The sequence below is a fragment of the Microcoleus sp. MOSTC5 genome, from assembly GCF_036701825.1.
Classification (GTDB): domain Bacteria; phylum Cyanobacteriota; class Cyanobacteriia; order Cyanobacteriales; family Microcoleaceae; genus Microcoleus; species Microcoleus asticus.
This window is the reverse complement of sequence record NZ_JAUBRK010000018.1, coordinates 83945-110180: the sequence shown is the minus strand read 5'-3', so window position 1 is coordinate 110180 and position 26236 is coordinate 83945. Positions and strand designations below refer to the sequence as shown.

General features: G+C 46.4%; 26 protein-coding genes. 9 read left to right on the top strand and 17 right to left on the bottom strand.

Annotated features, from left to right (window positions below):
* Positions 1-4 precede the first annotated feature (4 nt).
* The 4 genes from QUA54_RS12415 to larE all read left to right on the top strand — a co-directional run bounded on the left by QUA54_RS12415 (position 5) and on the right by larE (position 3932).
* The gene (locus tag QUA54_RS12415; protein ID WP_333414865.1) at positions 5-1003 is read left to right on the top strand and encodes a DUF5357 family protein; all 999 of its coding nucleotides are present in this window, start codon (positions 5-7) and stop codon (positions 1001-1003) included.
* A 241-nt stretch (positions 1004-1244) separates the two neighbouring features.
* Positions 1245-2018, top strand: a complete 774-nt coding sequence (locus QUA54_RS12410) for an ABC transporter permease (protein WP_333188144.1) — start codon at positions 1245-1247, stop codon at positions 2016-2018.
* A gap of 170 nt (positions 2019-2188) precedes the next feature.
* Positions 2189-2968: a Uma2 family endonuclease gene (locus QUA54_RS12405; RefSeq protein ID WP_333414864.1), complete on the top strand. Its 780-nt coding sequence runs from the start codon at positions 2189-2191 to the stop codon at positions 2966-2968.
* Between the two features lie 136 nt (positions 2969-3104).
* A complete protein-coding gene (larE, locus tag QUA54_RS12400) occupies positions 3105-3932 on the top strand; it encodes an ATP-dependent sacrificial sulfur transferase LarE (protein WP_333414863.1) in 828 nt (275 codons plus the stop codon).
* Here larE and QUA54_RS12395 read toward each other — a convergent pair whose 3' ends face one another.
* Both QUA54_RS12395 and QUA54_RS12390 read right to left on the bottom strand, forming a co-directional pair.
* Positions 3933-4391: a hypothetical protein gene (locus QUA54_RS12395; protein ID WP_172186215.1), complete on the bottom strand. Its 459-nt coding sequence runs from the start codon at positions 4389-4391 to the stop codon at positions 3933-3935.
* Between the two features lie 5 nt (positions 4392-4396).
* Positions 4397-4720: a polymorphic toxin type 24 domain-containing protein gene (locus QUA54_RS12390; RefSeq protein ID WP_172186216.1), complete on the bottom strand. Its 324-nt coding sequence runs from the start codon at positions 4718-4720 to the stop codon at positions 4397-4399.
* 155 nt (positions 4721-4875) lie between these two features.
* Here QUA54_RS12390 and QUA54_RS12385 point away from each other — a divergent pair, with 155 nt between their 5' ends.
* Entirely contained in the window at positions 4876-5610 is a 735-nt protein-coding gene (locus tag QUA54_RS12385) for an SGNH/GDSL hydrolase family protein (RefSeq protein ID WP_333414862.1), read from the top strand.
* Between the two features lie 134 nt (positions 5611-5744).
* On the opposite strand, the gene QUA54_RS12380 is transcribed toward QUA54_RS12385, so the two are convergent.
* Complete coding sequence (locus QUA54_RS12380) at positions 5745-7610, bottom strand: polysaccharide biosynthesis/export family protein (protein WP_333414861.1); 1866 nt, start codon at positions 7608-7610, stop codon at positions 5745-5747.
* Positions 7611-7943: 333 nt separating this feature from the next.
* On the opposite strand from QUA54_RS12380, the gene QUA54_RS12375 reads away from it, so the two are divergent.
* Complete coding sequence (locus QUA54_RS12375) at positions 7944-8645, top strand: class I SAM-dependent methyltransferase (protein WP_333414860.1); 702 nt, start codon at positions 7944-7946, stop codon at positions 8643-8645.
* Between the two features lie 10 nt (positions 8646-8655).
* Here the strand turns inward: QUA54_RS12375 and QUA54_RS12370 are convergent, their stop codons facing one another.
* The 4 genes from QUA54_RS12370 to QUA54_RS12355 all read right to left on the bottom strand — a co-directional run bounded on the left by QUA54_RS12370 (position 8656) and on the right by QUA54_RS12355 (position 10001).
* The gene (locus tag QUA54_RS12370) at positions 8656-9009 is read right to left on the bottom strand and encodes a DUF4864 domain-containing protein (protein ID WP_333414859.1); all 354 of its coding nucleotides are present in this window, start codon (positions 9007-9009) and stop codon (positions 8656-8658) included.
* Positions 9010-9047: 38 nt separating this feature from the next.
* Positions 9048-9383, bottom strand: a complete 336-nt coding sequence (locus QUA54_RS12365; RefSeq protein ID WP_333414858.1) for a hypothetical protein — start codon at positions 9381-9383, stop codon at positions 9048-9050.
* Positions 9384-9520: 137 nt separating this feature from the next.
* Positions 9521-9742: a hypothetical protein gene (locus tag QUA54_RS12360; protein WP_333054454.1), complete on the bottom strand. Its 222-nt coding sequence runs from the start codon at positions 9740-9742 to the stop codon at positions 9521-9523.
* Positions 9729-10001, bottom strand: a complete 273-nt coding sequence (locus QUA54_RS12355) for a BrnT family toxin (protein ID WP_333414857.1) — start codon at positions 9999-10001, stop codon at positions 9729-9731. Before QUA54_RS12355 ends, QUA54_RS12360 begins: the two co-directional genes overlap by 14 nt.
* Positions 10002-10064: 63 nt before the next feature.
* Between QUA54_RS12355 and QUA54_RS12350 the strand changes: the two genes are divergently transcribed.
* Both QUA54_RS12350 and QUA54_RS12345 read left to right on the top strand, forming a co-directional pair.
* The gene (locus tag QUA54_RS12350) at positions 10065-10703 is read left to right on the top strand and encodes a histidine phosphatase family protein (RefSeq protein ID WP_333414856.1); all 639 of its coding nucleotides are present in this window, start codon (positions 10065-10067) and stop codon (positions 10701-10703) included.
* Positions 10704-10848: 145 nt separating this feature from the next.
* Positions 10849-11616, top strand: a complete 768-nt coding sequence (locus tag QUA54_RS12345; protein WP_333414855.1) for a YebC/PmpR family DNA-binding transcriptional regulator — start codon at positions 10849-10851, stop codon at positions 11614-11616.
* Positions 11617-11625: 9 nt separating this feature from the next.
* On the opposite strand, the gene QUA54_RS12340 is transcribed toward QUA54_RS12345, so the two are convergent.
* The 8 genes from QUA54_RS12340 to QUA54_RS12305 form a co-directional block, all read right to left on the bottom strand.
* The gene (locus tag QUA54_RS12340; RefSeq protein WP_333414854.1) at positions 11626-12228 is read right to left on the bottom strand and encodes a Uma2 family endonuclease; all 603 of its coding nucleotides are present in this window, start codon (positions 12226-12228) and stop codon (positions 11626-11628) included.
* 120 nt (positions 12229-12348) lie between these two features.
* Positions 12349-14223: an adenylate/guanylate cyclase domain-containing protein gene (locus tag QUA54_RS12335; protein WP_333414853.1), complete on the bottom strand. Its 1875-nt coding sequence runs from the start codon at positions 14221-14223 to the stop codon at positions 12349-12351.
* A gap of 159 nt (positions 14224-14382) precedes the next feature.
* Positions 14383-17691, bottom strand: a complete 3309-nt coding sequence (locus tag QUA54_RS12330; protein WP_333414852.1) for a PAS domain S-box protein — start codon at positions 17689-17691, stop codon at positions 14383-14385.
* A 382-nt stretch (positions 17692-18073) separates the two neighbouring features.
* The gene (locus QUA54_RS12325) at positions 18074-21193 is read right to left on the bottom strand and encodes an AAA family ATPase (RefSeq protein WP_333414851.1); all 3120 of its coding nucleotides are present in this window, start codon (positions 21191-21193) and stop codon (positions 18074-18076) included.
* Between the two features lie 64 nt (positions 21194-21257).
* Positions 21258-21599, bottom strand: a complete 342-nt coding sequence (locus tag QUA54_RS12320; RefSeq protein ID WP_015175564.1) for a type II toxin-antitoxin system PemK/MazF family toxin — start codon at positions 21597-21599, stop codon at positions 21258-21260.
* The gene (locus QUA54_RS12315) at positions 21592-21867 is read right to left on the bottom strand and encodes a hypothetical protein (RefSeq protein WP_333202388.1); all 276 of its coding nucleotides are present in this window, start codon (positions 21865-21867) and stop codon (positions 21592-21594) included. Before QUA54_RS12315 ends, QUA54_RS12320 begins: the two co-directional genes overlap by 8 nt.
* A gap of 332 nt (positions 21868-22199) precedes the next feature.
* The gene (locus QUA54_RS12310) at positions 22200-23312 is read right to left on the bottom strand and encodes a hypothetical protein (RefSeq protein WP_333414850.1); all 1113 of its coding nucleotides are present in this window, start codon (positions 23310-23312) and stop codon (positions 22200-22202) included.
* Positions 23313-23536: 224 nt separating this feature from the next.
* A complete protein-coding gene (locus QUA54_RS12305; RefSeq protein ID WP_333414849.1) occupies positions 23537-23818 on the bottom strand; it encodes a hypothetical protein in 282 nt (93 codons plus the stop codon).
* A 148-nt stretch (positions 23819-23966) separates the two neighbouring features.
* On the opposite strand from QUA54_RS12305, the gene QUA54_RS12300 reads away from it, so the two are divergent.
* On the top strand, positions 23967-24512 hold the full coding sequence (locus tag QUA54_RS12300; protein ID WP_333414848.1) for a cyclic nucleotide-binding domain-containing protein: 546 nt from the start codon (positions 23967-23969) through the stop codon (positions 24510-24512).
* Between the two features lie 266 nt (positions 24513-24778).
* On the opposite strand, the gene QUA54_RS12295 is transcribed toward QUA54_RS12300, so the two are convergent.
* Together QUA54_RS12295 and QUA54_RS12290 are read right to left on the bottom strand one after the other, a co-directional pair.
* A complete protein-coding gene (locus QUA54_RS12295) occupies positions 24779-25192 on the bottom strand; it encodes a hypothetical protein (RefSeq protein WP_333414847.1) in 414 nt (137 codons plus the stop codon).
* A 129-nt stretch (positions 25193-25321) separates the two neighbouring features.
* Positions 25322-26194, bottom strand: coding sequence for an FAD-binding domain-containing protein (locus tag QUA54_RS12290; protein ID WP_333414846.1), 873 nt, complete (start codon positions 26192-26194; stop codon positions 25322-25324).
* Positions 26195-26236: the final 42 nt, after the last annotated feature.

Here is a 26236-nt window from a genome sequence, read left to right as displayed (position 1 = left end):
ATATATGATGAAGCAATTTTTGGATGCCACTCAGCAACTCACTAAGCTGACGAACAACCTTTGGGAAACCAATAAAAAAATCCAAAAGGCGATGATTCCGCCTAAAGTGGTTCACTGGAAAACGCCTTTACTGCTCAGCATCTTTTTAGCTTTGCTGACAGTGGCGGCAGTCACTGACTGGCGGACGAGAACTCTGCTTTTTGATATGAGCTGGTTATTTTTTACACTTTCAATGGGTTTGCTAACCAGCCAGCAACCTTTTGTGATTAAAGGAGTAAGTCTGAGTCCGTGGGTGACAAGCATTTTAATTGGCTTGTGGTTGCTTGTAAGATTGCCGGCGGATAGGAAGGAAATAGCATGGATATCCGGCCCACTTATAGCAGTAGTAATTCTTGCTACAATAGAGGTTTGGAATAGCGAGTCAAAACGGGAAAGTATCAAGTCGTTGGTGCGCCCTCAGTTTTTGATAATTACCCTAGTTCACCTGCTGTTTTCCTGTTGGTTTGCATTTCACTTTTTAATTCAAGGTTGGATAAAACAGTATCCAAGCGTTTTATCGCAGGATTTGAGGAAAAGCGATTATGTGGTGACATTTCAACAGCCAACTATTAATCGCTCCCGAGGTGTTGTCATCCTCAATGCCATGGAGCGATACCTGCAAAATGAAGCCCGCACAAAACCGTGGGCGCAGGTAGAGCAAATGTTAATAGATATTGACAACGAGCGATTTTTTCTGCGGAATCAAGCCTTAAAAACAACTGGGATAGTCCCAGAAGATGCGAGCTGGGATGTCAAAACTTCGATCGTCCAAGGAGACTCCCGCTATCAGTTAGAGATGCAGGCAACTTGGCTGGGGCTGGTTTTTAGACCGGAAATATATTCGTTTACCAAATCTTGCGAGGTGTTCGAGATAGGCAATAGGGCGACTGTAAGGTGCGATCCGATCAAACGCTCTCAACCCGGACAGAAAAAAGATGGAACTGCGGGAGACACTCAAGTTTAAGCCTGTCTCAGGCAGTTAGGAGAGTGTCCCAGAAGAAAGGGGAAGAGGGGAGATGAGGAGAGTGTCTGAGCCAGAGAGGGGGAGAGTGGGAGATAGGCGAGAATCTTCTGTCGAACCTCGGACTTCTTTGCTCAACATCCAATCCGTTAAATCCGTTAAATCCCGATTCACTGCGCGTTGCCGAACTTCATTCTTCCTTATATTAAAGTATGGCGAAAGTTTCCAGCGGGTTAATAATTAGATGAATTTCAGAAGAATCTTGACAGTCGCGACCAATGTATTTTGGGAAGTAATTCGCGATCGCATCCTTTACTTAATTATTATTTTTGCTCTGTTGATGGGAGCCTCAGTACGGTTAATACCGGAATTGGCGGCGACAACCGAGAAGAAAATTATCTTAGATGTCGGTTTGGCTGCTATGAGCATTCTCGGTATAATTGCCACAGTCTTTGTGGCTACCGGACTGGTCAACAAAGAAATTGAAAAGCGGACTGTTTACCTGTTAGTTGCTAAGCCGATAAGTAGGGCTGAGTTAATTGTGGGCAAGCACTTAGGGCTGTCGGCCGTGCTGGCGGTGCTTGTAGCAGCAATGACTGTTATCTATCTGGCTATTCTGAGTTTGAGCCGGATTCCTTACCCTTTGGAAAGCATTTTAATCGCCTCGTTGTTTGTCTGGTTTGAGCTGTGTCTCATGGCTGGTGTCGGGATTTTATTTGGGGTGTTCAGCAGTTCGCTGCTGGCAGCTTTACTGACATTTGGCGTTTATTTGATGGGACATTCGACGCGGGATTTAGTGGCTTTGGGCAAGTTAACTAACAATCCTGGCATTGAACAATTGATGATGGGACTTTATCTGGTTTTGCCGGATTTAGCCAGATTCAATTTGAGAAACGATGCTGTTTACGGACAAGTTCCTTACTTGGCAGGTTTGATTACAGATGCTGGCTACGGTTTGCTGTATGTGGTGCTGCTGCTGTCAATTGCGATCGCCATATTTTCCCGTAGGGAATTTTAAAACGCGCATTCGGCAGCTTCAGGGGTAATTGGTAATTGTTTGTAGTGAGGACTAAAATTTTCACTACAAACAAATTTTATTATCGAATTAGCACGCTAAGATATAGAAAAGGTTGTCGATAAGCAATCTCGACTAAAACTTAAATTTTTATTGGTAAAATGAGGTGGCTTATGACTACTATAATACACAAACCACTCTCAAAGCTAACCATTACCTGGCCGCTGTTACCCGATGATTTCATCCTACCGGACGACCCTGTAGACGATACAGACCCTCCGTTGCTAGCTAACGGTTTGCGCCAGTCTGTAGTGGATTCCCCGGAAGTAATGCAAGACGCACTAATAGTTTCTAATTTTGCTTTGTGCGCGGCTGTGGACGATCGTACTATTTGCAAAGCCCCAGACTGGATGTACGTGCAGCCAGTTCAACCTTGGCCTCACAACTATCCCCGCCGCAGTTACACGCCTCATACCGAAGGAATAGTCCCTTTTGTCGTGATGGAATTTCTATCAGCTACTTACGGCGATGAATACTCTGTCGAACACACAGAAGAAATCGGCAAGTGGTTTTTTTACGAACAAGTAATCAAAGTTCCTCGCTATGTCATTTTTCGGCCACATATAGGCAGAATAGAAGTTTATGCGCTAGAATCGGGGCGTTACGAGAATCAAAATCCTGATGAAAACGGGCGTTATTTAATACCTGGATTAAATCTATTTTTGGGAGTTTGGCAGGGAACTCGCGAAGGTAGAACGGGATATTGGCTGCGCTGGTGGAATGCAGCCGGTGAGTTGCTTTTGTGGCCGGAAGAACGGGCTGAAGATGAACGACAGCGCGCCGATCGCCAACAGCAAGATAAAGAGTTAGCCGAGAGGCTGCTGGAACAGGAAAGACAGCGAAATCAAGAACTTTTGGCTCGATTGGCAGCCCTCGGTATCGATCCAGAATAGAATTAGAAGTCCGATGGAAGTCGGAAGAAGGAAGAGGTTCGAGACAAGAAGGGCACCCGATCGAGATATGCTTTCTTCATCCTTCTTTCTTGAGTTTGCTTTCTTACTTCTCTGTTTGTAACAAAAAATTGAAATTATGTTAGTAGAAAAACTCGAACAATTAAAAGATATTTTCGCACAGATGGAACGGGCTTTGATTGCCTACTCCGGCGGAATTGACAGCACTTTGGTGGCTAAAATCGCTTTTGATGTGTTGGGCGATCGCGCTTTGGCAGTGACGGCAGTTTCCCCGTCTTTACTGCCAGAAGATTTAGAAGATGCGCGCATTCAAGCAGCAGAAATTGGGATTGCCCACCAGGAAGTAGAAACTCAGGAAATGGCAAATCCAAATTACACTTCTAACCCGGTTAATCGCTGCTATTTCTGTAAAAGCGAACTGCACGATACTTTGAAACCGCTAGCACTAGCAAAGGGTTATCCTTATGTGGTGGATGGGGTTAATGCTGACGATTTAAAGGATTACCGTCCCGGAATTCAGGCGGCAAAGGAACGCGGCGCGCGATCGCCCTTAGCAGAAGTAGGAATTACTAAGTTTGAAGTGCGGCAATTGGCAAAAGAATTGGATTTGCCTTGGTGGGACAAACCGGCTCAACCTTGTCTGAGTTCGCGCTTTCCTTACGGCGAAGAAATCACCGTTGGAAAGTTGCAAAGAGTGGGGCGCGCCGAACGGTATTTGCGGCAGTTGGGACTGAAAAATTTGCGGGTGCGATCGGACGGAGATACGGCGCGCATTGAGTTACCTGCTGAAGAGATTCAGGAGTTTGTGGTAAATGCGGATTTGCCTGCATTGGTGGCGGTGTTTCAAGAGTTTGGTTTTGTGTACGCGACTTTGGATTTGGAGGGATTTCGCAGTGGCAAATTAAATCAGGTTTTGAAACCGGAATTGTTGGGGGTGAAAGCTTGATTAATTATCCTGAAAAAACGTCACTACAACAGTGTGTTCGTCCCGATCGCATTTAACTTGAAAACGTCGCTGAGGATATAGTAATTTTAGGCGACTTTCCCACATCTGAGCTAATGCTTGTCCCAAATACAATAAATTCTCAGTGCTAGCGTTTTCCGCACCGGGGAGAATATCATCAATGTGCTGGTGGTTCATCACCTGCTCAATTGCAGCGACATCATTCCCCAGTTCGATTTTCCACTGTTCGTATATTTGACTGTTAAAGGCTTCGGACAAAAAGATACCGCCTTCATGTTCGACAAAATCTGGCCAGAATAGTTTTGTGAAAGCTATAGCAATTTCAATGTTAGCTGCTCCAAAAAGATAATCCCAAAGTGAAAAATCATCGCCGTTGGCTTTTTTCCACTGCTGGAAATCGATTAGTTTATCTGCATTCAAAGATATTTGTTTGATGAACATAATTTCTAGGGTATTTCATCCAATCTAGCTGGCCTAACTGTTTTCTCAGCTTGCACGAAAATGTCTCCTGCTGAGTTTTGGTTGTATTTGTATTCAACGGCGTGAGGTGTCGGCACATTTGCATGAGCCTTTCCTGTCAAGTCTACTCGCTTAATTGCCCGTCCGCTGTCATCGTAGACGATATAGCTGGTAATGTTTTTGCCCTCCATGCGGTAGAGTAAGTTTCTGGCACTTGCTCCATCTAGAGGAAATCTCCCGCTGACCTGGGTTCCGACGGCTATCAGGGTGCTAGCGGGGATGCCAACTGTCCAGTCAACTGGTTTAGACATAATATTAGTCCTAAATTATTTTACCACCTCAGTTTGATATATGTAGCGGTATTTGGATATGTACAAATTACTAATTTATAGAAATTTGCATCAATCCTGACTGCTCGTTAAAGCAAGAGCATAAACTAAAGTAGCAGCCAACTCAAGCAAGTTTTATGAACGCTAAATTTAGGTTAATTTCCGTCGTGTTGGCTTTGTTATTATGCGCGTACATCCCGTTTCGGGTGTTAGCTAACCCGCAACCTTCGGGAGATACAGTTAGTTCTGCCCTGTGGTGGCAACTTATTGTGTACAATCAGGTACAACAAATTAAAGACAAGCAATATCAAGGGTGCGTTTGGGGCGATTCTATTTCTTCGGCCCTCGGCGATTCTTTAGGTGAAGAAAATTTTAATTTTGCGATCGGCGGAATGAGTTCAGTTTCGCTGCTAGAACAGCTTAAACTGTTAGTACCACAGCGGTTTACCTGCGAAAAAGCGATTTTGGCGATCGGCACAAATGATGCTATGTATGGCATTAGCGACGAGGCGTTTGTCACCAATTTAAAACAGGCGATCGCCGTGATGCGATCGCTCGGAACAAAACAGATTATTCTGATTCCTGCTTTTTACTCCACTCTTGCCGCCAGCTACAATCCTAAATTAGCAGGAACAATTGCTAGAGTTGACGAAATCAATGTTCTGATCGATCGAGTAGCAGCCGCCGAAAATGTGGCTGTTGAATCTCGCGGCATACAAGCATTGTTTAAGGAACAAGCTCTCAATGCAGATTTAACCATTGACGGTGTTCACCTCAATGCTAAAGGTTTAGACATATACAGAAAAGTTTTGTTAAATATTTTGAATTATCCTTTAACAACGCGCATTATTTGCGAAATAATCTTTGTTTAAGTTATTAGTTTAAATTCCGTAGACGGGGACTTGATGCGTGTAGCTTTAGCTTAACGAGCGCAATCAAATTGTTTTGTAGGGAGGACTGAAGTCCTCACTACAAAATTATAAAGGTTATTTTACATGACTAGATATCAAGGAGTAGTTGGCTGAATTTGCTGTGGCTGCATTTGCTGCTGCTGATTTTGGAGCAGCAGTTGCTGCTCCTGGATTTGGATTTGCCGATTCTCAAGATCTATTTGCCGCTGTCTGTCTTCAAGTTGCAGCCTTCTGTCTTCAAGTTGCAGTCTTCTGTCTTCTGCTTGCTGCAATCTATCTTCACGTTGTATCTCTCTTTCTAGCTGTCTGTCTTCACGTTGCTCTTGTCTGTCTTGACGTTGTTCGCGAAGCTGTCTGATCTGAATTCGCCGCTCGAAATCTCCTCCCAAAAATAAGTTTTGAAAAGTTCTGATCGTTGTATCAAACCCAGTAAGAACGCCGCTAACAGCGCTGATCCCAGTTGCAACTCCTGCGATCGGCTGCAAGAAACTGTTGATATTGTCTGCTACCCTAGTGTAGCCCGATCGCGCTACCAGAATCACATCGTTGTTGCGAAGAGTTGGGTTATTATTAGGATTCAACCCTTGAGCAAAATCCACCTCGATCGTGCGGCGAGAAACAGTACCGTTGGGGTTCAAACGCAATAGTTCTACCTTGTCTTTTTTAGCCCGCAATTGATTGAAACTGCCTGCGGTCAGCAAAGCTTGGTGCAGGGATGTACTGGGCCGCACCAGCAAAGCCCCAGGCCTAATTACTTCTCCTACAATATTGATGCTAATCGCGTTCGGAGAAAAACTGCTATTTGCGACTTGAGAAACTTCAGCTAAGTCTACAGTAGCTGCTGTCGGGATAATTACGCTATCTCCTTCTTGCAGCAAAACATCTTGAGTTGCGTCGCCTTTTTGCAGCAAATCCCACAGATTTACCATGATAGTTTGTTCGTTGGCACCTCTGATTCGGCGGCGGATTTGCACGCGGCGAATGTCAGCTTCTGTAGTGATACCGCCAGCAATTTTGAGCGCTCTAGTTATCGTTGGTAAACCGACAACTGCTCCTTGCTGTTGCTCGATGCTGACAAAACTCAGTTCTGTTTGTTGGTTGGTCGATCGCAAGTCAGCAGCAGATATAGTATAAGGCCCCGGCCTGTTTACCTCGCCGACAATTACCACGCCAATTGGTTTAGTAATATCAGCGGAAAAATTAGCACTGGCTCTTTGACGAACTTCTTGAGTATTCAGGGCACTGGCTGTCGGTACAAAAATTGTATCTCCATCTCGAATCGTGACATCTTGACGCAAATTTCCCGTCTCTAAAAAATTCTGCAAATCTACCGTAGTAACTTGCTCCGGCCCGCCTCTGCGGGGACGGCGAATTTGGACATTTCGCATATCTCCGGCTGATGTCACCCCTTGTGCAAGTTGCAGCATTTCCATCAAAGTCGGGAATTTTACTCCTCCTCCTTCTCTAGTGGGATTAATCTTGTAGGAACCCGGGCGAGTAACTTCACCCGCAAGACCTATATTTAGGGGGCGAGCGACGATCACAGTCACAGTAACAACGGGAACATTGATGAAGGGTTCGTATCGCTGGGTAATCACGTTAGCGGCTTGTTGCAGCGTCAACCCTTGAATTGAGACGCTGCGAATGATTGGCAAATTGAGCGTCCCGTCAACTAACACTTGATATTCTTTGCTGAATTCAGGGACGCCGAAGATATCTAAAGCAATGCGATCGCCCGGGCCTAAAGTATAAGCTGCTTCTGGTGTCAGCGGCGCAGAATTGCCGATCGGTGGCAAACTTACACCCCGAGGTGGCGGCGGCGGTACTATCGGTTGGTTTGAGTTAGGACTGGCGGCAGGATTTCTGATGGCAGGCAACTGAGCTATACTGGGCAGCGAACTCAATAGCACCAGGAGTGCTGACAAACTCAGACTTTTAGCGGTTTGAACGTTATGTTTCATCTTTCTTCCCTGGTTGCAGCCTGCCAATGAACGAGAGCAATTTAGCTAGTTGATTTTAGTTTATTTTCCCTGCTGTCCAGTGTAGCCTCGCTTCGCTGCAAAATCCACAGGCGGAATGATAAAAATAGTGCGATCGCACTTAACTATTTTGTACCTTGTTTGTAAAGAAAGTGTAAAGCCCGCCAACTGTTCTCAGGATTAGGAGTTCGTTTGAGCAAAATTTTTCATACATAACTCGGGATACAAATCAACCCGCCACCGAAAGGGGATAGGAAAAAACCGCCCTGATTTGAGGTAAAATGTTAAATAATTCTCTCTGCAGGACAAAGACAAGTGTCACTAAAATTGGATCGAGTAATTCCTTGGGGACGCTGCTTGGATGAATACATAGGAATGTTTAGCTTGACATCAAGTGACCTCAAGCTAGCAATTCTTGATTGTGCCGGCGGCCCGGCGAGTTTCAATGCCGAAATGACTCGCCAAGGTAAAAAGGTAATTTCTTGCGATCCAGTTTATCAGTTTACTGCGGTGGAGATTGGCGATCGCATCCAAGAAACATATCAAACAGTGATTGACGGTGTTAAAGCCAATTTAGACGGCTATCTGTGGAATAATTTTGAATCGCCGTACCAGCTAGGCGAAGTGCGAATGAAGGCGATGCAGGAATTTTTAGAAGATTTTCCATCAGGCTTGCAGCAAGGCCGCTACCTGAATGCTGAGTTGCCAGTTTTGCCTTTCGAGAACAGTCAATTCGATTTAGCTTTGTGCAGCCATTTCTTGTTTGCTTATTCTCACCTGCTTTCCGAAGAATTTCATCTGGAAGCAATTACAGAAATGTGTCGGGTTGCGAAGGAAGTCCGGGTATTCCCTCTATTGCAGAGTTTTAGCGGGGAGGAATCCGATCGCTTAAATCCGACGATCGCAGAATTGAAAAAGAGAAGTTTTAGTGTAGAAATTCAAGAGGCTCCCTACGAGTTTCAAAAAGGCGGGAATAAGATGCTGCGAGTTAGCAAAAAAAGCTCAGCCTCAAAGTAAGCATAACTTATTATGCTGTTATGGAAACCAAATAACAGCCATTAATTCGCCAACTATTATCAAACTGTTTTTCCATGAGATAAATGGCTCTGATTGGGATGCCTTCCGAGTCCAGCAACAGCACCGGCTGAGCGGGAATTCCTTCTACAGTGGTGAGGTTTTCAAATAATACCGAGCGCGGACGGTAGACAGATTCATAGGCAATTTTTACCATGTGCATAAAGTTTTCTGCTGTGCGAAACTGCTGCTGAATTCCGGGACTGGCGAAGGCAAAAGCCCCAGCAGCATCGTCTTTTTGAAATGCTTGTAGTTGCTGTTCTACGACTGAGCGAATAGTAGCGCGATCGCTGTCAGTAATTTGCATAATTTTGATAATAAAGTACTGCTATATCTGCCTCCAAATTACTGAGGGCATGGCAATTCGCGATCGCTCCCCAGACTATTTGCCCATTGCTTAACCCGATCGTGCCCAATGCCCGTCTTGTTTGTCTGGTAATCTTGCAAGGCTGCGAGACTCTTGGCGATCGTTTCTTCTTCGCTGAGGGGTTGAAACTCGTTTGCTGTGTCAATTTCTCCCCACTGATATCCCTCCGTTTCCTCGGCAATTTCTGCGATTAGGCGTTCAAAGTCGCTGAGATTACCGTTGGACTGATTCAGCCATGAAAGCACGATCGCTTTTACCGAATCGCTGGGCATGGCTTGAATTTGGGCGTGGAGTTGCTTTATAGATTGAGCCATTGGACAATACAGAGTGACTGATGTAATTTTAGCGCTGTGTCAAATAGTTGCACATACTATAAGGCACAGTTGCTATAAAATTAATTAAAGGCTTTAAAGCGACCCCACGCATCGATCCGGGGGCTTATTTCGCGAACTTATTTCTCAGATACCACGTTTTCTTTAGTAATTCTAATCAAAAACCGCAGAGCTTCATTCACTGCTTCAGAATCGGGAAACATCTCTGCAACATCCGGTTCTAAACGAATATTTACACCACCAAAGGTCTTTCGTCCAGAGCCTACCCTTCTTACACGCAACTTCCTCAAATCATATTCCGACCGAAGTTCATCGTCCATCCCTGTTTCATCCTTCTTCATAAACTTCTCGCTCCACTCGTGTTACTTTTCTGGCGCTAATCAAACGAATAAAATCTGCTCTTTCTGTATACGACACTATCAATAAATTACCTTGCTGGGACTCTCCAACAATAATATAGCGATCTTCTTCATCAGAGTGATCCGGATCGTAGAAATCGACGTAGAGGCGCTCGTCAAAAACCGTTTTGGCTTCCTCAAATGAGATGCCATGCTTGGACAAATTTACCGCAGCCTTGTTTTCATCCCACTCGAATTTCATAAAGATCCTAAATCAGCATCTTTGATATAATATTACATCAAGAAGCCACACTAAAACCAACTCATGCCGCAAACAGTCTGGATCGCACGACACGGAAACCGCATCGACTTCGTTAACCCCGACTGGTTTCTCACCGCAGAACACCGCTACGATCCCCACCTTTCCGAAGACGGTCACGTTCAAGCCAAACAACTCGCAAATCGCCTCAAAGGTGAAGGAATTTCTCATATTTTTGCTTCGCCTTTTCTCCGAACTGTCCAAACAGCAAATCACGCGGCAGAAGCTCTCGATTTGTCAATTAAACTAGAGTGGGGACTGTGCGAATGGCTGAATCCGGAATGGATGACAGAAATGCCGGAAACTGAGTCCGTCGAAGCTTTGTGCAGGCGTTTTCCCAGGATTGATGCTTCCTACAAAGGCGGTATTGCTAATTATCCCGAAACTGGGGAAGCTTGTCTCAAAAGGGCGGGGGAAACTGCTAAACGCCTCGCGGCTGAGTTTCCCGAGGATATGTTATTAGTAGGTCACGGTGCGTCGGTTTTAGGAACTGCGATCGGGCTAGCGGGCGGTGCAGAAACAGAAATTAACGCTTCTCTGTGTTGTTTAGTGAAATTGGTGCGGGATGATGGAGAATGGTCGATCGCACTTAATGGCGATACTTCTCACCTGACTGACTCTGAAGCCGTTATCCGGTTTAATTAAAGTTAAGATTCGTGCGAAAAATCGCATTTTATGCTATGTCTGTAAAGTGCGCCGAGGCGGACCCTATGTTAATCTGATTTGTCAGAATCTGGGTGTTATTGTTTAATGTCGATCGCACATTTTAAATGGAAAATCTTAAATCGGTATGGCAGGACACAGTAAGTGGGCGAATATTAAACGCCAAAAAGCTAGAGTTGATGCCGTTAAAGGCAAGGTTTTTGCGAGAATATCTCGCGAAATTATTGTCGCGGCCCGCAGCGGAGTTCCAGATCCCGCTGGCAATTTTCAACTGCGGACGGCTATAGAAAAAGCCAAGGCGGCAGATATTCCTAATGAAAACATAGAAAGGGCGATCGCCAAAGGTGCCGGCTTGGCGGGGGGAAGTTCGGATTTAGAAGCTATTCGCTACGAAGGTTACGGCGTTGGCGGAGTTGCTATTCTGATTGAAGCGCTGACAGACAACCGCAACCGCACGGCGGCTGACTTGCGAGAAGCTTTTACTAAAAATGGCGGCAACTTGGGCGAAACTGGTTGTGTGGGCTGGATGTTTGACCACAAAGGAGTTTGTACGGTACGCGGCCCGATTGATGAGGAACAATTGTTTGAAGCGTCGCTAGAGGCGGCTGCGGAATCTTACGATTTGATATTAATTGATGAGGATACTGAAGGTGCAGAGGTATTTACAAGTGTGGCTAATTTGGAACAGTTGGCTGATGTTTTGAAACAAAAAAAGTTTGCTGTTTTGCAGTCGGAAACTCGCTGGATTCCCAGCAATACAGTGGAAATAGACACTCCTGAAAAAGCTCGATCGCTCCTTAAGTTAATGGATGCACTGGAAGATTTGGACGACGTGCAAAGTGTGACGGCGAATTTTGAAATGACAGATGAATTGATGTCTTTGAGTATGGTGTAACGAGCTAAATTACCAGATTTTTGCCATCCGCAAGACAAATCCCGGTAACTCTGGATCTGCGCTGACTGTTTCAGGATTATCTAAGATTTCAGGTTCGCCATCGGGACGGTAGATGTAGACTTTTCTGTTTTTGCGATCGAGCAAAAAGCCGAGCGATACACCGTTCTCAATATATTCTTGCATCTTGTTTTGCAATCCCTTGAGAGTGTCACTAGCAGACCGCAATTCAATCACAAAGTCCGGACAAATCGGTGCGAATGAGGCTTTTTGTTCTTCAGTTAAGGCATTCCAGCGCTCTAGTTTAATCCATGAGGCATCGGGGGATCGGGTTGCTCCATTCGGCAAGGTAAAGCCTGCACTGGAGTCAAACGTTTCACCTGTGCCATCTTGTTCAGCCCAGTTCCCCAATTGTAGGGCAATCTTACCGTTTCGATTCCCTGTATCTGAAAAAGCTGGTGACATAACGATCACTTCCCCACTGGCAGTACGCTCAATTCTCAAATCGCGATTAACTAGACAGAATTCATAAAACTGTTCAACAGTCATCGATTGGAGCGCAGGGAAATAGACCGTCAGTGGGACGCTTTCGGTTTGAATTAGCAGCGTCGTCATGGTTTTTCCTCAGTTGGTGCAGGGGTGATAAAATACCTTGAGCTTACACTATTTTAGCTTGGCGAGCGAAAGTCTTAGTCGATCGGGGAGTCGGAGGCTTGTATCCGTTTTTGCGCGGTGTTAATAATCTTTTTTCCCAGTCAGCAAATAAGTAACCATGTATCCCTTGCCCTTAACTTGAATGGCGCCGCGCTTCTGAAAAGTATATTTATCTTTTAATATCTCGTAGGTTTCGGCGGTGACTTGAATGCAGCCGGTAATCCCGTGGGATTCCATGCGCGAAGCAATATTTACTGTATTGCCCCAGAGGTCGTAAATAAACTTTTTTAAGCCGATGACGCCGGCAACGACAGGGCCACTGCTAATCCCGATCCGAATGCTGAAAGGTTCCGAATGTTCTAAACTGAGGAGCCTAATTTCGTGCAGCATATCGATCGCCATGTTCGCAACCGCCTCGGCATGATCCTCTCTGGCCGTAGGCAAACCGCCGACAACCATGTAAGCGTCACCAATAGTCTTAATCTTCTCCAAACCGTGGCGATCGGCTAAGTGGTCAAAAGCCGAAAAAATATCGTTGAGCACTTCCACCACTGCAGTCGCGGAAATTCTCGACGAAAGCTCTGTAAACCCCACAATGTCGGCAAACATCACAGTTACTTCCGCAAAACTTTCGGCGATATTGTGTTCGTTGTCCTTCAAGCGCAGGGCGATCGCTGCCGGCAAAACGTTCAGCAGCAGTTGCTCGGATTTAGCTTGTTCGAGTTCCAACTGTCGGTAAGCAGCGTGCAACTGTTCGGCTTGGCGAATTCTTTCTTGAGCTAGCTTTTCGATTTGGGCGGTGCGGCTCAATGCTGTCAGTATATATGTCACCGGAATCAGAGTCCACAGCATCCCCATCGTCAGAGTTCCCCAAGAGCGCCAGTGCTTGCGAATCCTGCGAATTTCCGGCGTTGCCGACACGTACATAGACCACTGGCGGCCGCTAATTTTCAGTCGCCTTCTGCAAGCTGTATAGTTCGGGCCTGGATTGTCAAGAATCGGGCAGTTTAGCCTGAGGGCTGGTTCCGCAGCGGCTGATGCTGGAAGCACTTGTTGGCTCGCGGATTGGAACTGCACCGCAAATTGCTGAATTCGCCTCTCAGCAGGGAGATTTTTGAGAATCGGGTTGGCCTTTTGCGGTAACAGTGACGCTGCTTCTTGCTTGTCTGGGGCATCGCTAACGAGATAAATATTGAGGTAGTCGGTATTGCGTCCTTTTAAAGAGGTTTGGAAAATATCTTTGCCTCGAAATACGCCCAGAACAAATCCTTGTAGCAGTTGGCGGCGGGATTCCAGCGCAGTCGGTTTAGTGCTGTTTTCGTAAATCGGAACTATGGCCAAAAGACCTAGTTCCGGGGAATTGCTCTGAGTTAGGCCGACGTAGTTGGTGACAATCATTTCTCCAGTATCTCGCCCTCGATCGAGCGCGGTGCGGATTTCTGGGTGGGAGGCGAGGTCAAAGCCCAATGCAGTCTCGTTTCCGGCTGGTGGTTCGACGTAGAAAGCCGGGAAGTATTCGGAACGCTGGAGGGCCTTGCGCAGTTCTCCTCGGGGGCCGCGCTCTGTAATCTCGAAGCTGGGGTCAGTTTCGGTTTTGGCTTTGGCTTCGTAGTTGGCTCGCTGGGAATTGGGGACGCGGGGAGTCCAAGCCAGGAGTTGCAGGCTGGGGTGGACGGCTAGGGGACGGGCGACAAACCGGGCAAAAGAGGAACGCTCGACGGCGCTGAAGGCTTTCATGTAGTCGCTGAGGGCGAGAACACTATCTAAGTCGGAGTTGAGCTGGCGTTCGATGCCGATCGCAATATCGTCAATGCGGCGCTGCATTTCGTAGTCGCGGCGCTTGTCTTCCCAGTCCCAAACCAAGGCGAATGCTAGGATCGACAGTCCCACACCCAAAGCCAGCGTCAACCCGGCTGGCTTGTAGCGAGACCAGGATAAAGGTAGTTTTTTCAGCATAATTGCCTAGCGAATAAGGGCAGCAGATTAGCACACCGCTGAGTGCGATTTATTTCGGCCTCTGAGTGCGGTTAATTCAAAACGCTGATAACTCAAGCACCGACGGCAATTGGGAATTAAAAGTTAGATATTGAAACTTTTAGGTTAATGGACGATCGCTCAGCAGGGGATTTCAATCCAGAATTCCGCTCCCTGTCCGGGCGCACTGATGCACCGCAGGCTTCCCCTATGTTTTTCTACCACAATTTGATGGCTGATGGATAATCCCAAGCCGGTTCCAGACCCTACGGGTTTGGTGGTAAAAAAGGGGTCAAACAGCCGCTTGCGAACGTCTTCGGTCATTCCTGGGCCGCTGTCGGCGATGCAAATGACGATGCGATCGCAATGACTGAGCTGGCTTTTACTGTGGCTTTTCAACCCGGCTTTTTTCATTTCAGTGCGAATCACGATCGTCCGAGGTTGCGGTTGGTTTTCTACAGCGTCGATCGCATTGGTGATAATGTTGAGAAATACCTGGTTTAACTGCCCCGCACAACAGGAAATTTTCGATATTTTTCCGTATTCTTTAATAATTTCAATCCGGCTTTTTCTATTTTCCTGATGCAATCTGTGCTGCAAAATTAATAGCGTACTGTCAATTCCTTCGTGAAGGTCTACCAACTTCATCTCTGATTCATCCAGCCGCGAAAAATTTCGCAGCGACAACACAATTTTACCAATTCTTTCTATTCCTACTCTCATAGAATTCAGCATTCTGGGCAAGTCTTCCTTCAGAAAATCTAAGTCTAAGTCTTTAACTTTTTTCGCAATCTGAGGATCTGGGGACGGGTAGCATTGCTGGTAGAGATTCAATAGTTCTATTAAATCGTGAAAATAGTTGTATGTGTGAGAAATATTGCCGTTAATAAAAGTTGCGGGATTGTTGATTTCGTGGGCGATTCCAGCCACCATCTGACCGAGGCTCGACATTTTTTCTGATTGAACTAATTGGATTTGAGCGTGTTGAAGCTGTTCGTAGGCTTCTTGCAATTGGGCTGCTTGTTTTTTCAATTGAGATTGGGAAGCTTGGAGTGCTGCTGCGGAAATTTTGCGGTTGGTAATATTTTCAATCATCCCTAATTTGTAAATAGGTTTTCCTTCGCCGTCTCGAATCAAAGTAGCTGTCACGTTTACCCAAACAATTTTACCTGTCGCCGAAATCTGGCGAATTTCGATTTGATAGCTCGTAATTTCTCCCCGATAAAGAGCATCAGCAACTTCGAGATTTTTGGGATTATCTTCGGGATGCCCAATTTCTATAAATGTTTTGGCGAGCAATTCGGCTGCGGTATATTCCAGCATTTCGCAGTAAGTTTTATTGACTCGCACGAACTTGTTATCGTCTAAATTGGCTAAGTAGATAGCAATGGGTGCATCTTCAAAAATTGTACGAAATAGTTCCTCGCTGGCCCGGACTTTAGCTTCGAGGGAAAGCCGTTCGGTGATGTCTTCAAAAGTACACAAAATGCCGACTACATTGCCGTTATTGTCGTGTAAAGGTATTTTATTTGTATCCAGCCAGCGCTGGGTGCCGTCGGCTTGCAGTTGGGGTTCTATAATGTGATATTCTGGGGTGTTGGTTGCCATGATGCGGCGGTCGCAGGCTCGAAAAAATTCTGTTTCTTCTGGCTTCCAGGGCATATCGTAGTCCGTGAGACCGACAATTTCACTGGAGTGATTGAAACCTGCGACGTTGGCCAAGTTTTTGTTGCCTCCCAAGTAAACTGAATCTCGATCTTTCCAGACGATTAACTGAGGGATGTTGTTGATTACCAACCACAGCATTTTTTGGGATGTTTGCAAGGCTTCCGTGCGTTCTAGGACGCGCTTTTCAAGTTCTTGATTGGCTTGTTGCAGGGCGATTTTTGACTCGCTGAGGGCGATTTCTGCTAGCTTGCGATCGCTGATGTCGATTGTCACCCCCTCCCACAGTATATCGCCCCCCGCTTGCAGTTCGGGGCGGGCGATGCCGCGAATCCATTTCAGTTTTCCCGATCGCGTTACGATCCGCCCTTCATATATCCAAGGTTTTAAAGTTTTGCCAGAAACTGCGACTGATTCTAACAGGGGTTTTAGGTCTTCTGGATGCACCGTTGACCACATTAAATCGGAGTTGTTTTGAAGTTTTTCTGGCTCTAATTCGTAGAGTTCCCAACAGCCAGAACTGACATAAATGAATTCATCGGAACCGTCTGGATGCAGCAAGTATTGATAAATCATTCCCGGCAAATTGGCAGCCATTTTTTGGAATCTGGCTTCGCTTTGCTGCAGTGCTGATTCTGCAAGTTTGCGATCGCTAATGTCAATCAACAAGCCGTCCCAAATAATGTCATCTTTTTCGCCCGGTTCGGGTCGGGAAGCCCCGCTAATCCACTTAATCCGATCGCCCGGAAAAACTAATCTCCCTTCCCACCGCCAAGGTTCTAAAGTTTTAGCTGAGATGGCAAAAGATTCGTGGAAGCTTGGCGCATCGTCTGGATGAACCATTTCGATCGCGGGAATAGCTGAGTTTTGGAGTACCTCTGGTTCTAATTCCCAGAGTTCGCGGCAGCCGGAACTGAGGTAGGGGAATGACATAGTGCCGTCTGCTGCTAATTGAAATTGATAAATCATTCCGGGAACGTTGGCGGCTAGTTTTTGAAACCTCGCTTCGCTTTGGCGTAGTGCTGTTTCTGCTTCTACGCGATCGGTAATATCGTAAAATGCCGATAAAATTGCAGCTTCTCCATTCAAATTAATCGCTCGCATCGACATTTTTACCCAAAAAAAACTGCCGTTTGCTTTCCTGAGACAGATTTGTTCGCTGTCGCTAAAGCCGTTTTGTTTGACTAATTCTAGCAATTGACGGCGGTCGTTGATATTGGCATAAAATTCATTTTTTTTGCAGCCGATAAGTTGTTCGTAACTCAAACCAAAAGTTTTGCATAAGGCAGGATTTGCGTACAAAATTACGCTGTCTTCTAGGCGAGTAATTAACATGGGAACGGGAGTCGCAGTGGCGATCGCCCGCAATCTTTCTTCGCTTTCTTGCAGGGCTGTTTCGGCTGCTACTCTTTTGCTAATATCGTTCTGAACTCCGATAAAATGAGTTAATTTTCCCTCGTTGTCTAGGATGGGGGAAACGATTAATTCGTTCCAAAAAGGAGTTTTGTCTTTGCGATAATTTTTGAGAACTACCTTAACTTCTGTTCCCGATCGTAAACTGCTGCGGAGTTTGTCTAATTCGGCGCTATCGGTATCGGGGCCCTGCAAAAACCGGCAGTTGCGTCCAATAACTTCTTCGGCACTGTAACCGGTCAGTTTCTCAAAAGCAGGATTGCAGTAGATAATAGGTATGTCAGGCTTGCTAGCATCCGCGATTATGATGCTGTTGCTCGACGCTGCGATCGCCCGATCTAGCAGAGACAGGTGGAAAGAGTCTGTTGTCATCGGTTGCAAGATCCAAACTCCCTAGGAGCGGACAGAAAAATACACAATTATCAATAGCTTGAGCCATTCTTATTCTATGATCTTATTTTTAATTTCGCCTTGTTAACAAAGTCAGCAGGCAAAAACAGCCTGCGCGGGAAACGAGTAATACCATTTTAGATTTTAGATTTTAGATTTTAGATTGGCAATGACTGATTCCATCATGGTTGGGAGCACGGGCATACAATTGCCTTCTTTGGAAAATTAGTATAACCGAAGGCATTCGGCACTTATCCAGAAAACAGAAGCTGAAAATACCGAAGGCGGAAAGAAAACAGAAGGTGAAAATACTGATATTTTCTACTTGTTTCTTATCCTCCTTCCATCCGGCTCGCCACCCCTTTTAAATTGACAAGTTGATGCAAGAACCCTGAGCAGTTTTGCTTACTTCAATTCTGGCTTGAAAAGCTTCTTTCAGGTGGGGCATATGGGTAACGGTGAGAATGCAGGCGAAGTCGGAGGCGATCGCATTAATTGCAGCAATCAGCCGATCGCACCCTTCAGCATCCTGAGTCCCGAATCCCTCATCAATAATCAACATTTGCAAAGCCGTACCCGCCCGCTGAGACAGCAGTCTCGCCAGCGCCAGCCGAATCGCAAAATTAATCCGAAAAGCTTCACCGCCCGAGTAAGTTTCGTAGGCGCGAGTACCGCGAGCATCAGCAATTAAAATGTCTAAAGTGTCAATCAATTTAGTTGCTTTTTTAGAAGCAGCCGCTCGCTGAGTAATAAATTGAACGTGCAATTGATTCGCGCTCAATCTCGACAATATCTGATTGGTTTCAGCTTCGAGTTGAGGCAAAACATTTTCAATCATTAAAGCTTGAATGCCGTTTTTACCAAATGCTTGACCCAACTCTTGATAAACTCGCTGCTGGCGTTTAGCAACTTGCATTTGCTCTTTTTGAGCTACTAGCTGAAATTGCATATTTTCCAGATTTTGCTGCTGCTGCTGGAGGCGTCCGAGACTTCCCAAATGTTGGTCTAGCTGCTGGCGGCGGCGGCTGATTTGCTGCTCGATCGCACTTATGCGGGCTGTGGGATCGGGATGTTCTTGCAATTGCTGGTTCATCGCGGAAGTTTGAGCGCTGACGGCTTGCAAATCTCGATCGCGCACTGCGATGGAATTTGTTATTTCATTAACGCGCTGCTGCACTTGCGGGTACTGCACAGTTGCCGATCGCAGTTTTTCGGCGCGGGCGATCCAAAACTGCGATCGGCGCATTTCGCTCCGCACGTGTTCGTGCTGTTCCAAATTATAGCCAATTTCCGCAATGTATCTATCTAAAGACAGAATTTGCTGCTGTATTTCCGAGCTATTTTTTTGCTGTTCTAACTGTTGCTGTACCGTGGCTAATTGAGTTTGCAAATCCGGGCGGCGGGCATTAATTTTATTGAGTTTCTGCTGAGCGTCTTTGATTTGAGCTTGCTTAATTTCCGCCCACCGCAAGCGCTTTTCATCGCTGCGGGCGAGAGAGTGGCTGCTATCGCTGTAATTGAGCTGTTGCAGTTGCTGTTCGATTTGCTGTAGTTGGCCCAAATCGTCGGCTGCATACTCGCCGGTGCGCAGCAACCGCTCGATTTCCGCAGCGTCTTGACGCATATTTTGCAGCCGGTTTTCGTCTTGGCCCAGGCCATCTAATTGTGCTTGCAAATGGCTGCGGCGTTCCCGCAATTCTTGGTAAGGCGCTAATTCCTCTTCTAGTTCGCGGTATTCATGTCTGAGGACTTGAATTTCGCGCTCGGAGACGGCCAATTGTTCGCGGACAACCCACAGTTGGTTCCAGATTTCCTGCTGTTGGGAGTGGTGTTTTGTGACTACCAAATTCCAGTAGTGTTCGTCTAAAGGTCGATCGCACAAAGGACAATTGCCAAAATTTGTATCCCGCACCATTAAAGGCGAATTCGAGGGTTCGTTTTCCGCAAAATTCGAGGCTTTACCTTCGCCTGCGCTGGTTTCTCCTTCATGTTTCCGCAGCAGTTGCAGTTTTTGGTCGATCTCGGCGAGTCTGGTTTGATAGTCCCGGCTTTTGGCTTGCAGGTTTCCTAAAAAGTCGTGCCTTTCTTGACCTTTTTCGCGGACTCGCTGCTGATAAACTCGCTTGTTTTCCAACTGCAAAATTTGATTGCCGATAGCCGAGATTTCCTGCTGTAATTGCGGCTGTCGCTGCTGCTGCTGAACTTGCACCTGTCGCTTGATTTCGTCTAAGCGGGCGGTTAAACCGGCGCGGGCGCGATCGAGCTTTTGTTGCTTTTGCTGCTGCTGTTGTAACAGTGGCGAAACTTGCAGTTGCAGTTGCTCTAGTTCGTTGAGGCGCGATCGAACTGCTTGCAACTGTGCGAGTCCTTTGTCAACCTCCGGCTGCTGTTTGAGAATTTCCAGAACATCTTTTTCATCTTGTTCTAAAACCTCTAATTGAGCTTGCAACTGCTGAATTTTGCTTTGCAAAAAGCTCAGTTCTTGCCGCTGCTGTTCTTGCAATTGCTGGCGCTGGTTTTGGGCTTGTTGGTTAGCTTTGAATTTGCCAGCCATAGTCTCTTCTGTGGCTTGCAAGCTGTGGAAATACGCGATGCCTTCTGTTATTTCCTTTTCTTGCCCTAGGAGGGCTTGCAGCTCATTTTGCTGCTGTTTTGCTGCGCTGAGTTCTTGCAGCAAGCGGCGGCATTCTTGAGAGATATTGTAGTGCTGTTGCTGGTGGCCGGCGAGGAGTTTTTGCCAAGTTTGGCGGTTGTGGTGCTGGAGTTGCAGTTGTTGTAACTCGGTTGTGTCGGCTTGCTGCTGTGAAGAGAGCAAATCGGTTGCTTGCTGCAATTGAGTTTGTTCCGAGGCGATCGCCTCTTTTTGTTGCAGTTGCTCTTGTACGGTTTGCAAACTCTGTTTGAGCACATCGACTTGAGCTTTAAATTGTTTGGACGTATCCTTGGCTTGTTCGCATAATGTATCGTATTCATCGAGCTTGAGCAGGTTGGCTAAAACTTGTTTGCGTTCGATCGGTTTTTTGAGCATAAATTCATCAGCTCGCCCCTGCCGCAAATACGCCGAGTTGATGAAAGTATCGTAATCTAGTTTGATGTGTTCGAGGATTTTTTGCTGAGTTGTTCTCAGACCTTTGTCTGTGAGCGTGCGGAAATTAAGTTTTTCCTCACTCTCGGCAGAATTCAAGCTGACTTGAAATTCCAAACTTCCCGATTGTCCGCGCCGGCGGTTGCGAATCACCCGGTAGATTTGGCCACCGGTGGAGAAAGTGAAATCAACGCGCACATCTGTTTCGCCGATATGGATGATATCGTCTTCCGTATCGCTGCGACAACAGCCCCAAAGTGCCCAGGATATGGCTTCTAAGAGGGAGGATTTGCCAGCACCGTTAGGCCCGCAAATGCAAGCGGTGTGCAGGCCGCGAAAGTCTAAACCGGCTTCGCGATAGCTGAGAAAATTTTTGAGTGTAAGTTGTATAGGAATCATTTAGGCCATCGCGCCATACAATCTATCTATAAATAACACTATTTGTGCGCTGTTGCCTAGTTATTCAATCTAGATCCAGAACAATTGTCAGTGCTTCTGCAATTTCTTCCATAATTGTCTCGGACAGGGTTCCAAGTTGTCGGACAAATCTTTGTTGGGAAACGGAACGGACTTGAAAAGCGTCGGCGGCGGAGACTTTAGTCAAGCCATTTTCGCCGCTGGGTTCTAGTCGAACCATCCAATTTCTCTCGGTGTATCGCTCTTTCCAGTCAGTGATGGGAACAATAACTTCAAGCAGCAAAATTCCCACCGTTTCATCACTGACAATTACTACTGGACGGGTTTTGCCGATTTCCGCGCCCACAGTAGGTTCAAGCGCAACCAGCCAGATTTCACCTCTACGCATTAGTTTTTATCCCTGCGTTAAGGCATTCTTCCTCGGAATCAAAATAGGGTTCGCTGTCAGGCGACCACAAATCATGTAAAGCACCTCCCGGCATATAATCTTTTACTGCGGCTTCTGCTGCGGCTCTGAGTTTCCGCTTTCTCTCAGCTTTGCGCTGGGCTTTTTCTTCTATTTCTTCGCGCATCATCCGCGAAGCTGTTTCGATGATTTCTAGGCGTTCTTCTGCTGTCAGATTTTTGAGTGCTGCTAAGATTTCTGTTTTGGTCACGGTTTTTTCGGGTGGTTGGTGAGAAAGTGCGATCGATCCCACCATGATTGTATCTTTCGCAAAAATCTATCTCGGCGATCGCAGTTAATATTTCACCTCATCCCCGGAGTCAGGACACGGCACTGCTGTGTCCCTACAATGATTAATCGGCTACCTCTAGGTAGGGAAACGGCATTCCGTCTCCTCCGAATTGCCGTGTCCTCAGATGGTAGGGAAACGGCATTGCCGTGTCCTCGATTGCTTTTGTTTCCACCATCAAAAAAGGGTTGAGTGTATTCCTACAGCCAACCCCGCACATATTTATTTGTCCTGCGTTTGCTCAAACAGCAACACTACCTGGCAATATTCGGGAACGTATAGCCGACACCGACTAACAATCCCACTTCAGCTCCGTCGACAAAACCAATATTCAGTCCCGCTGTTGCTGTAAAATTTCTCGACAGCGGCACATCTACACCCCCCGAAATCAGGAAGCCCAAAGTACCGTCATCCCCGGTAGAAATTATCACGCCAGCACCTGCATAAGGAGCAGCAGTAATCACAAAATCGTCGCTGACTTCGACGGTCTCTTGAGATACAAAATCGAAGGTAACGGGAACTAGAAAAGCTAAGTCGTCCCGGAACAAAACAGTCGGTCTCACCGACAAATTGTTCGTCAAACCGATTTTGCTAATAATGGCAAAGGAACCGTCGCCTAAGGCTGAATCTCCGCCAAAACCTAGATTGCCACCAATCCCGATGTAGCTGGGCCCAGAACGGGTAGCTCGCCCTGGTCTGATTTGAGTTCCTTGAGCCACTTTTTTAGTTGGTTCCGAGACAGTTGCCGGTTTTTCAGCAACTTTCGGTTGGTTTGTCAAAGCTGAGGCGGAAGTGCTGACAGGATTGCTCAACAATTCTTGTGCTGTTTTGACTTCTTTTTCTTCCTTCGTTGCTGTTACTTCAAGATTATTGCTCTCGGCAACAATTGAGGTAGGTCGATCGTTCTTTTTGGCATTCTCGACCGTTGACTCCACTTTTTTGACGCTATTATCAGCAATTTTAGCGGTTTCTTCCGACTTCTCAGTCTCAGCAGCAATGGAGGTACTTGGCGCAGTTTCTGTTCCAGCAATTTCAGATGTTGCTGCTTCCGATTTTTCTGGTGTTGCAATAGATACTTGCAAGTTGGCTGCCGGTTCAGAGGCTGCTGGCTCTGCCGCTTCTGTTAGTTCGCTCCAACTGATAGAATCAATTTTTTTATTACTAGCCGTTGTTTCTGCGTCTGGTTTAACTGCTGAAGTTGCCGCAGGCTCAGAAGTTTGGTCAATATTTTGAGCTGCGATTGTTGCAGTTGTACCGATATCGGGCAAGTTGCCAGTTTCAGCTTTCGCTGACAGGGTACCGCAACAAACAGCTAAAGCAGCAAGATTTATTAACGCGAAAGTAGACTTGGAAAATAGACTATTCATAGAAACTCCTCAATGAACCGTGTGTTAAAAGTGTAAGTGTTTGAGGGCGACCGTCGAGAGCTTTGCTAAAAAAGACACAAATATGAGTTGTGTTGTTCCTAGATTGGCACTCAACCGTTGAATAGTCAACTCTCAAGCTGATTAGATTTAAGAACTGACGGCAGGTTTAGAGGCTAATTTAAATTTACCTATCGATCGGCTAAAAATCAATCCTAGGGATGATTTCACCATAGATCCTGTTTAATAGAGGGGTCGATCGCGCGTCTGGCTTGCATTCTACAATTCTGTACTTGGGGGCGCTGCACTCGCAGCAGCGCCGGAAAAATCCGGTTTTTGAGGGCGCACCGGCTCGAAACCAAGAAAAAGCGAGCTTTCAAAACAGTTTTGGCAGCCCCGCCGTCCAAAGCAAGTGCAGTTAAAACAACGCGATCGGCTGCTGCACAGTTCTTGACAAGTAATGTAGAATAGCACTGATCCGACAAACATTTGTAGCTAGATCGTGTCAAATTTACTAAATATTATTAGAATTGTGTAAAATTTAGTGTTCTATTTGTAAAGTTTAGCCTTCGCTTTCGCTCAAGGTCTGACCATCTCACAACAGCACGCAACTAAACAAGTAAAAAAATACAAATTATCTCATCTCAACCTGACTTTATGAGCAAAGTTCTAGTGATATTAGGCGAATTGAGCGATCGCGACATCGATTGGATGCTCGCCAACGGCACCCGCACCCAAGTCCTCCCCGGCACCACCCTCATCACCGAAGGTCAGCCCTTAGACGCCCTCTACATAGTTCTGGAGGGAACTTTGAGCGTTGCTGTATCATCTTTGGCCGACAAAGAAATTGGAAAAATTATTTCCGGGGAAGTGTTGGGCGAAATGTCTTTTGTAGACGGGAGGCTTCCTTCTGCTAGCGTCACGGCAATTGAAGAGTGCCTCATCCTGTCAATTCCGAGGCGGCTGCTAACTGAAAAACTCGAGCAAGATGTGCTTTTTTCCCTGCGGTTTTATCGGGCGATTACCAAATTTTTGTCGTCGAGACTGCGGGGTACAGTAAAACGCTTCGGCGAAGAGACTGATTATTTATCATATAAAGACCCCGACGACGAGCGCGCCATCCCGCCACAAGATGTTGAAAATCCTGAAGATTTGGCTGAATCTAGATTTCAATGGCTGTTGCAGCGTTTGAAGGGGAGTTGAAGTTCGGCAACGGATGAGTGTACGGGATTTAAGGGATGTTGAGGGGAGTTCGGCAACGGATTCGCTTTCTTCGCATTTAACGGATGGATGTTGAAGTTTGAGGGAAGAGGTTCGAGGGAAGAAGGAAAAAATAATGTTATCCGCTTTGCCTCTTTCTTGTTTTTCTACCAATGCCCCATTACCAATTGACAATTAGCAACTGACAATTCCCAATTTCCAGTTAGCAATACTTCGGCTACGCGAGCGTACAAGTTCTCAATTCCCGATTAGAAAACATATTTTTCAGCGACGCGCCAATAGCGGGAAAAACGCTTCAAATCAATGTAACCATCGTAGCGGACAAAGGGTTCTGGCGGCAAAACTTCTACAGGGTGCGATCGCTTAATTTCGCTGCAAATATCCTGAAACCGAGGACTGGGACTTTCCGCAGTCACCACTTGATTCGCGCCGGATTCGATCGCAAAAGCGATAACTTCTGCAGCCACATCGCCCCGCCGAATAACTACCGGCAACTCCAGCAAACATTCGTAAATAAACACCATTCGTTTGAGACTCAACTGCCATTCATCAATGAGCGCATCATCCCAAACCCAGATTGCCGGTGCCTCTGGGTGCGCTTGAAAAGCGGGGCCTTCAGGACTCATACAGTCGCCGTGCAGCCAAATAATCGGATTGTTCATAAATTAGTAATTGTTGACTGTTGACTGTTGACTGTTGACTGTTAACTAATGACTGTTGACTGTTGACTGTTGACTGTTAACTGTTAACTGTTAACTAATGACTAATGACTAATGACTAATGACTACTGACTACTGACTTTTATAATTTCTGCGACCTTTTTGATGGTCTTGCCAACTTTTAGAACCGCCGCTGCGATCGACCTTTTCTCCTAAAGGAAACAACTTCCCTTCCAAATATTCGTAAGTTCCCTCAAAATCGCATTGCCCGTACATAGGACAATCGCGACAATAAACCGCCTTAGTGTAACGCTCCAAATTTTCTCGATTAAAGAAATAAGGTTTGTGACTAAAAGTGCTGGCTACCCACTGCCAAGAAAGATTGTTGCTCGCCGGATCTCCATCTAGCAAATGTTGCAAAAACCAGCGAGCTCCGGCTTGCCAGCGCACGCGCCGCCAGTGTACGAGATAAGCCGCAGTCCACATCCGCTGGTGGTTGTGCAAATAACCAGTTTCTCGCAACTGGCGGCTGAAACTGTCGATGCAAACCAAACCAGTCGTGCCCTCCATGACATCCTCCGGCAGAGTTTCGCTGTAATCTTTAGCAGTGTAACCAGTTTTGTAAGCTTCCCGGTCTTCCCAAATCCCGTTGCCCAATTCGGCGTAAAGTCGCTGCCAATAATCCCGCCAACCCAACTCGTTGACGAGTTTTACGGCATCTTCTCGATGCCGCACCTTCTCCAGCACGGCATCCCGGACTTCCCCAAGACTCAAAACGCCGTAGCGCAAATAGGGCGACAAGCGCGTTACCGCACCGTTGAGGAAATTGCGGGTTGAGGCGTACTTGCCGGGGTCAATTTGTTGCAGGGCTGTCTCGGCTGCTTTCCGCCCGCCTGGGGTTGGGGGTACGCTGCTGTCCCGGGCGTCTGCTGCGGGGAACTGTTCGCGCACGTAGGCTATTAATTCGTCGCGGCTGGCAAATTCCCGCTCCATGTCCTGACTCATTGTTTTCTCAAGCACCTGTTATTGTTTCTTAATGTTAAAGCT

Bases quoted from the DNA above. Each gene is read 5' to 3' on its own strand.
- QUA54_RS12335 (WP_333414853.1), bottom strand. From the start codon at position 14,223: ATGCTGAAAAAACTACCTTTATCCTGGTCTCGCTACAAGCCAGCCGGG.
- QUA54_RS12395 (WP_172186215.1), bottom strand. From the start codon at position 4,391: ATGTTCATCAAACAAATATCTTTGAATGCAGATAAACTAATCGATTTC.
- QUA54_RS12385 (WP_333414862.1), top strand. From the start codon at position 4,876: ATGAACGCTAAATTTAGGTTAATTTCCGTCGTGTTGGCTTTGTTATTA.
- QUA54_RS12360 (WP_333054454.1), bottom strand. From the start codon at position 9,742: ATGAAGAAGGATGAAACAGGGATGGACGATGAACTTCGGTCGGAATAT.
- QUA54_RS12340 (WP_333414854.1), bottom strand. From the start codon at position 12,228: ATGACGACGCTGCTAATTCAAACCGAAAGCGTCCCACTGACGGTCTAT.
- QUA54_RS12410 (WP_333188144.1), top strand. From the start codon at position 1,245: ATGAATTTCAGAAGAATCTTGACAGTCGCGACCAATGTATTTTGGGAA.
- QUA54_RS12370 (WP_333414859.1), bottom strand. From the start codon at position 9,009: ATGCAAATTACTGACAGCGATCGCGCTACTATTCGCTCAGTCGTAGAA.
- QUA54_RS12295 (WP_333414847.1), bottom strand. From the start codon at position 25,192: ATGAACAATCCGATTATTTGGCTGCACGGCGACTGTATGAGTCCTGAA.
- QUA54_RS12355 (WP_333414857.1), bottom strand. From the start codon at position 10,001: ATGAAATTCGAGTGGGATGAAAACAAGGCTGCGGTAAATTTGTCCAAG.
- QUA54_RS12405 (WP_333414864.1), top strand. From the start codon at position 2,189: ATGACTACTATAATACACAAACCACTCTCAAAGCTAACCATTACCTGG.
- larE (WP_333414863.1), top strand. From the start codon at position 3,105: ATGTTAGTAGAAAAACTCGAACAATTAAAAGATATTTTCGCACAGATG.
- QUA54_RS12325 (WP_333414851.1), bottom strand. From the start codon at position 21,193: ATGATTCCTATACAACTTACACTCAAAAATTTTCTCAGCTATCGCGAA.
- QUA54_RS12320 (WP_015175564.1), bottom strand. From the start codon at position 21,599: ATGCGTAGAGGTGAAATCTGGCTGGTTGCGCTTGAACCTACTGTGGGC.
- QUA54_RS12415 (WP_333414865.1), top strand. From the start codon at position 5: ATGATGAAGCAATTTTTGGATGCCACTCAGCAACTCACTAAGCTGACG.
- QUA54_RS12330 (WP_333414852.1), bottom strand. From the start codon at position 17,691: ATGACAACAGACTCTTTCCACCTGTCTCTGCTAGATCGGGCGATCGCA.
- QUA54_RS12390 (WP_172186216.1), bottom strand. From the start codon at position 4,720: ATGTCTAAACCAGTTGACTGGACAGTTGGCATCCCCGCTAGCACCCTG.
- QUA54_RS12310 (WP_333414850.1), bottom strand. From the start codon at position 23,312: ATGAATAGTCTATTTTCCAAGTCTACTTTCGCGTTAATAAATCTTGCT.
- QUA54_RS12345 (WP_333414855.1), top strand. From the start codon at position 10,849: ATGGCAGGACACAGTAAGTGGGCGAATATTAAACGCCAAAAAGCTAGA.
- QUA54_RS12380 (WP_333414861.1), bottom strand. From the start codon at position 7,610: ATGAAACATAACGTTCAAACCGCTAAAAGTCTGAGTTTGTCAGCACTC.
- QUA54_RS12365 (WP_333414858.1), bottom strand. From the start codon at position 9,383: ATGGCTCAATCTATAAAGCAACTCCACGCCCAAATTCAAGCCATGCCC.
- QUA54_RS12290 (WP_333414846.1), bottom strand. From the start codon at position 26,194: ATGAGTCAGGACATGGAGCGGGAATTTGCCAGCCGCGACGAATTAATA.
- QUA54_RS12350 (WP_333414856.1), top strand. From the start codon at position 10,065: ATGCCGCAAACAGTCTGGATCGCACGACACGGAAACCGCATCGACTTC.
- QUA54_RS12300 (WP_333414848.1), top strand. From the start codon at position 23,967: ATGAGCAAAGTTCTAGTGATATTAGGCGAATTGAGCGATCGCGACATC.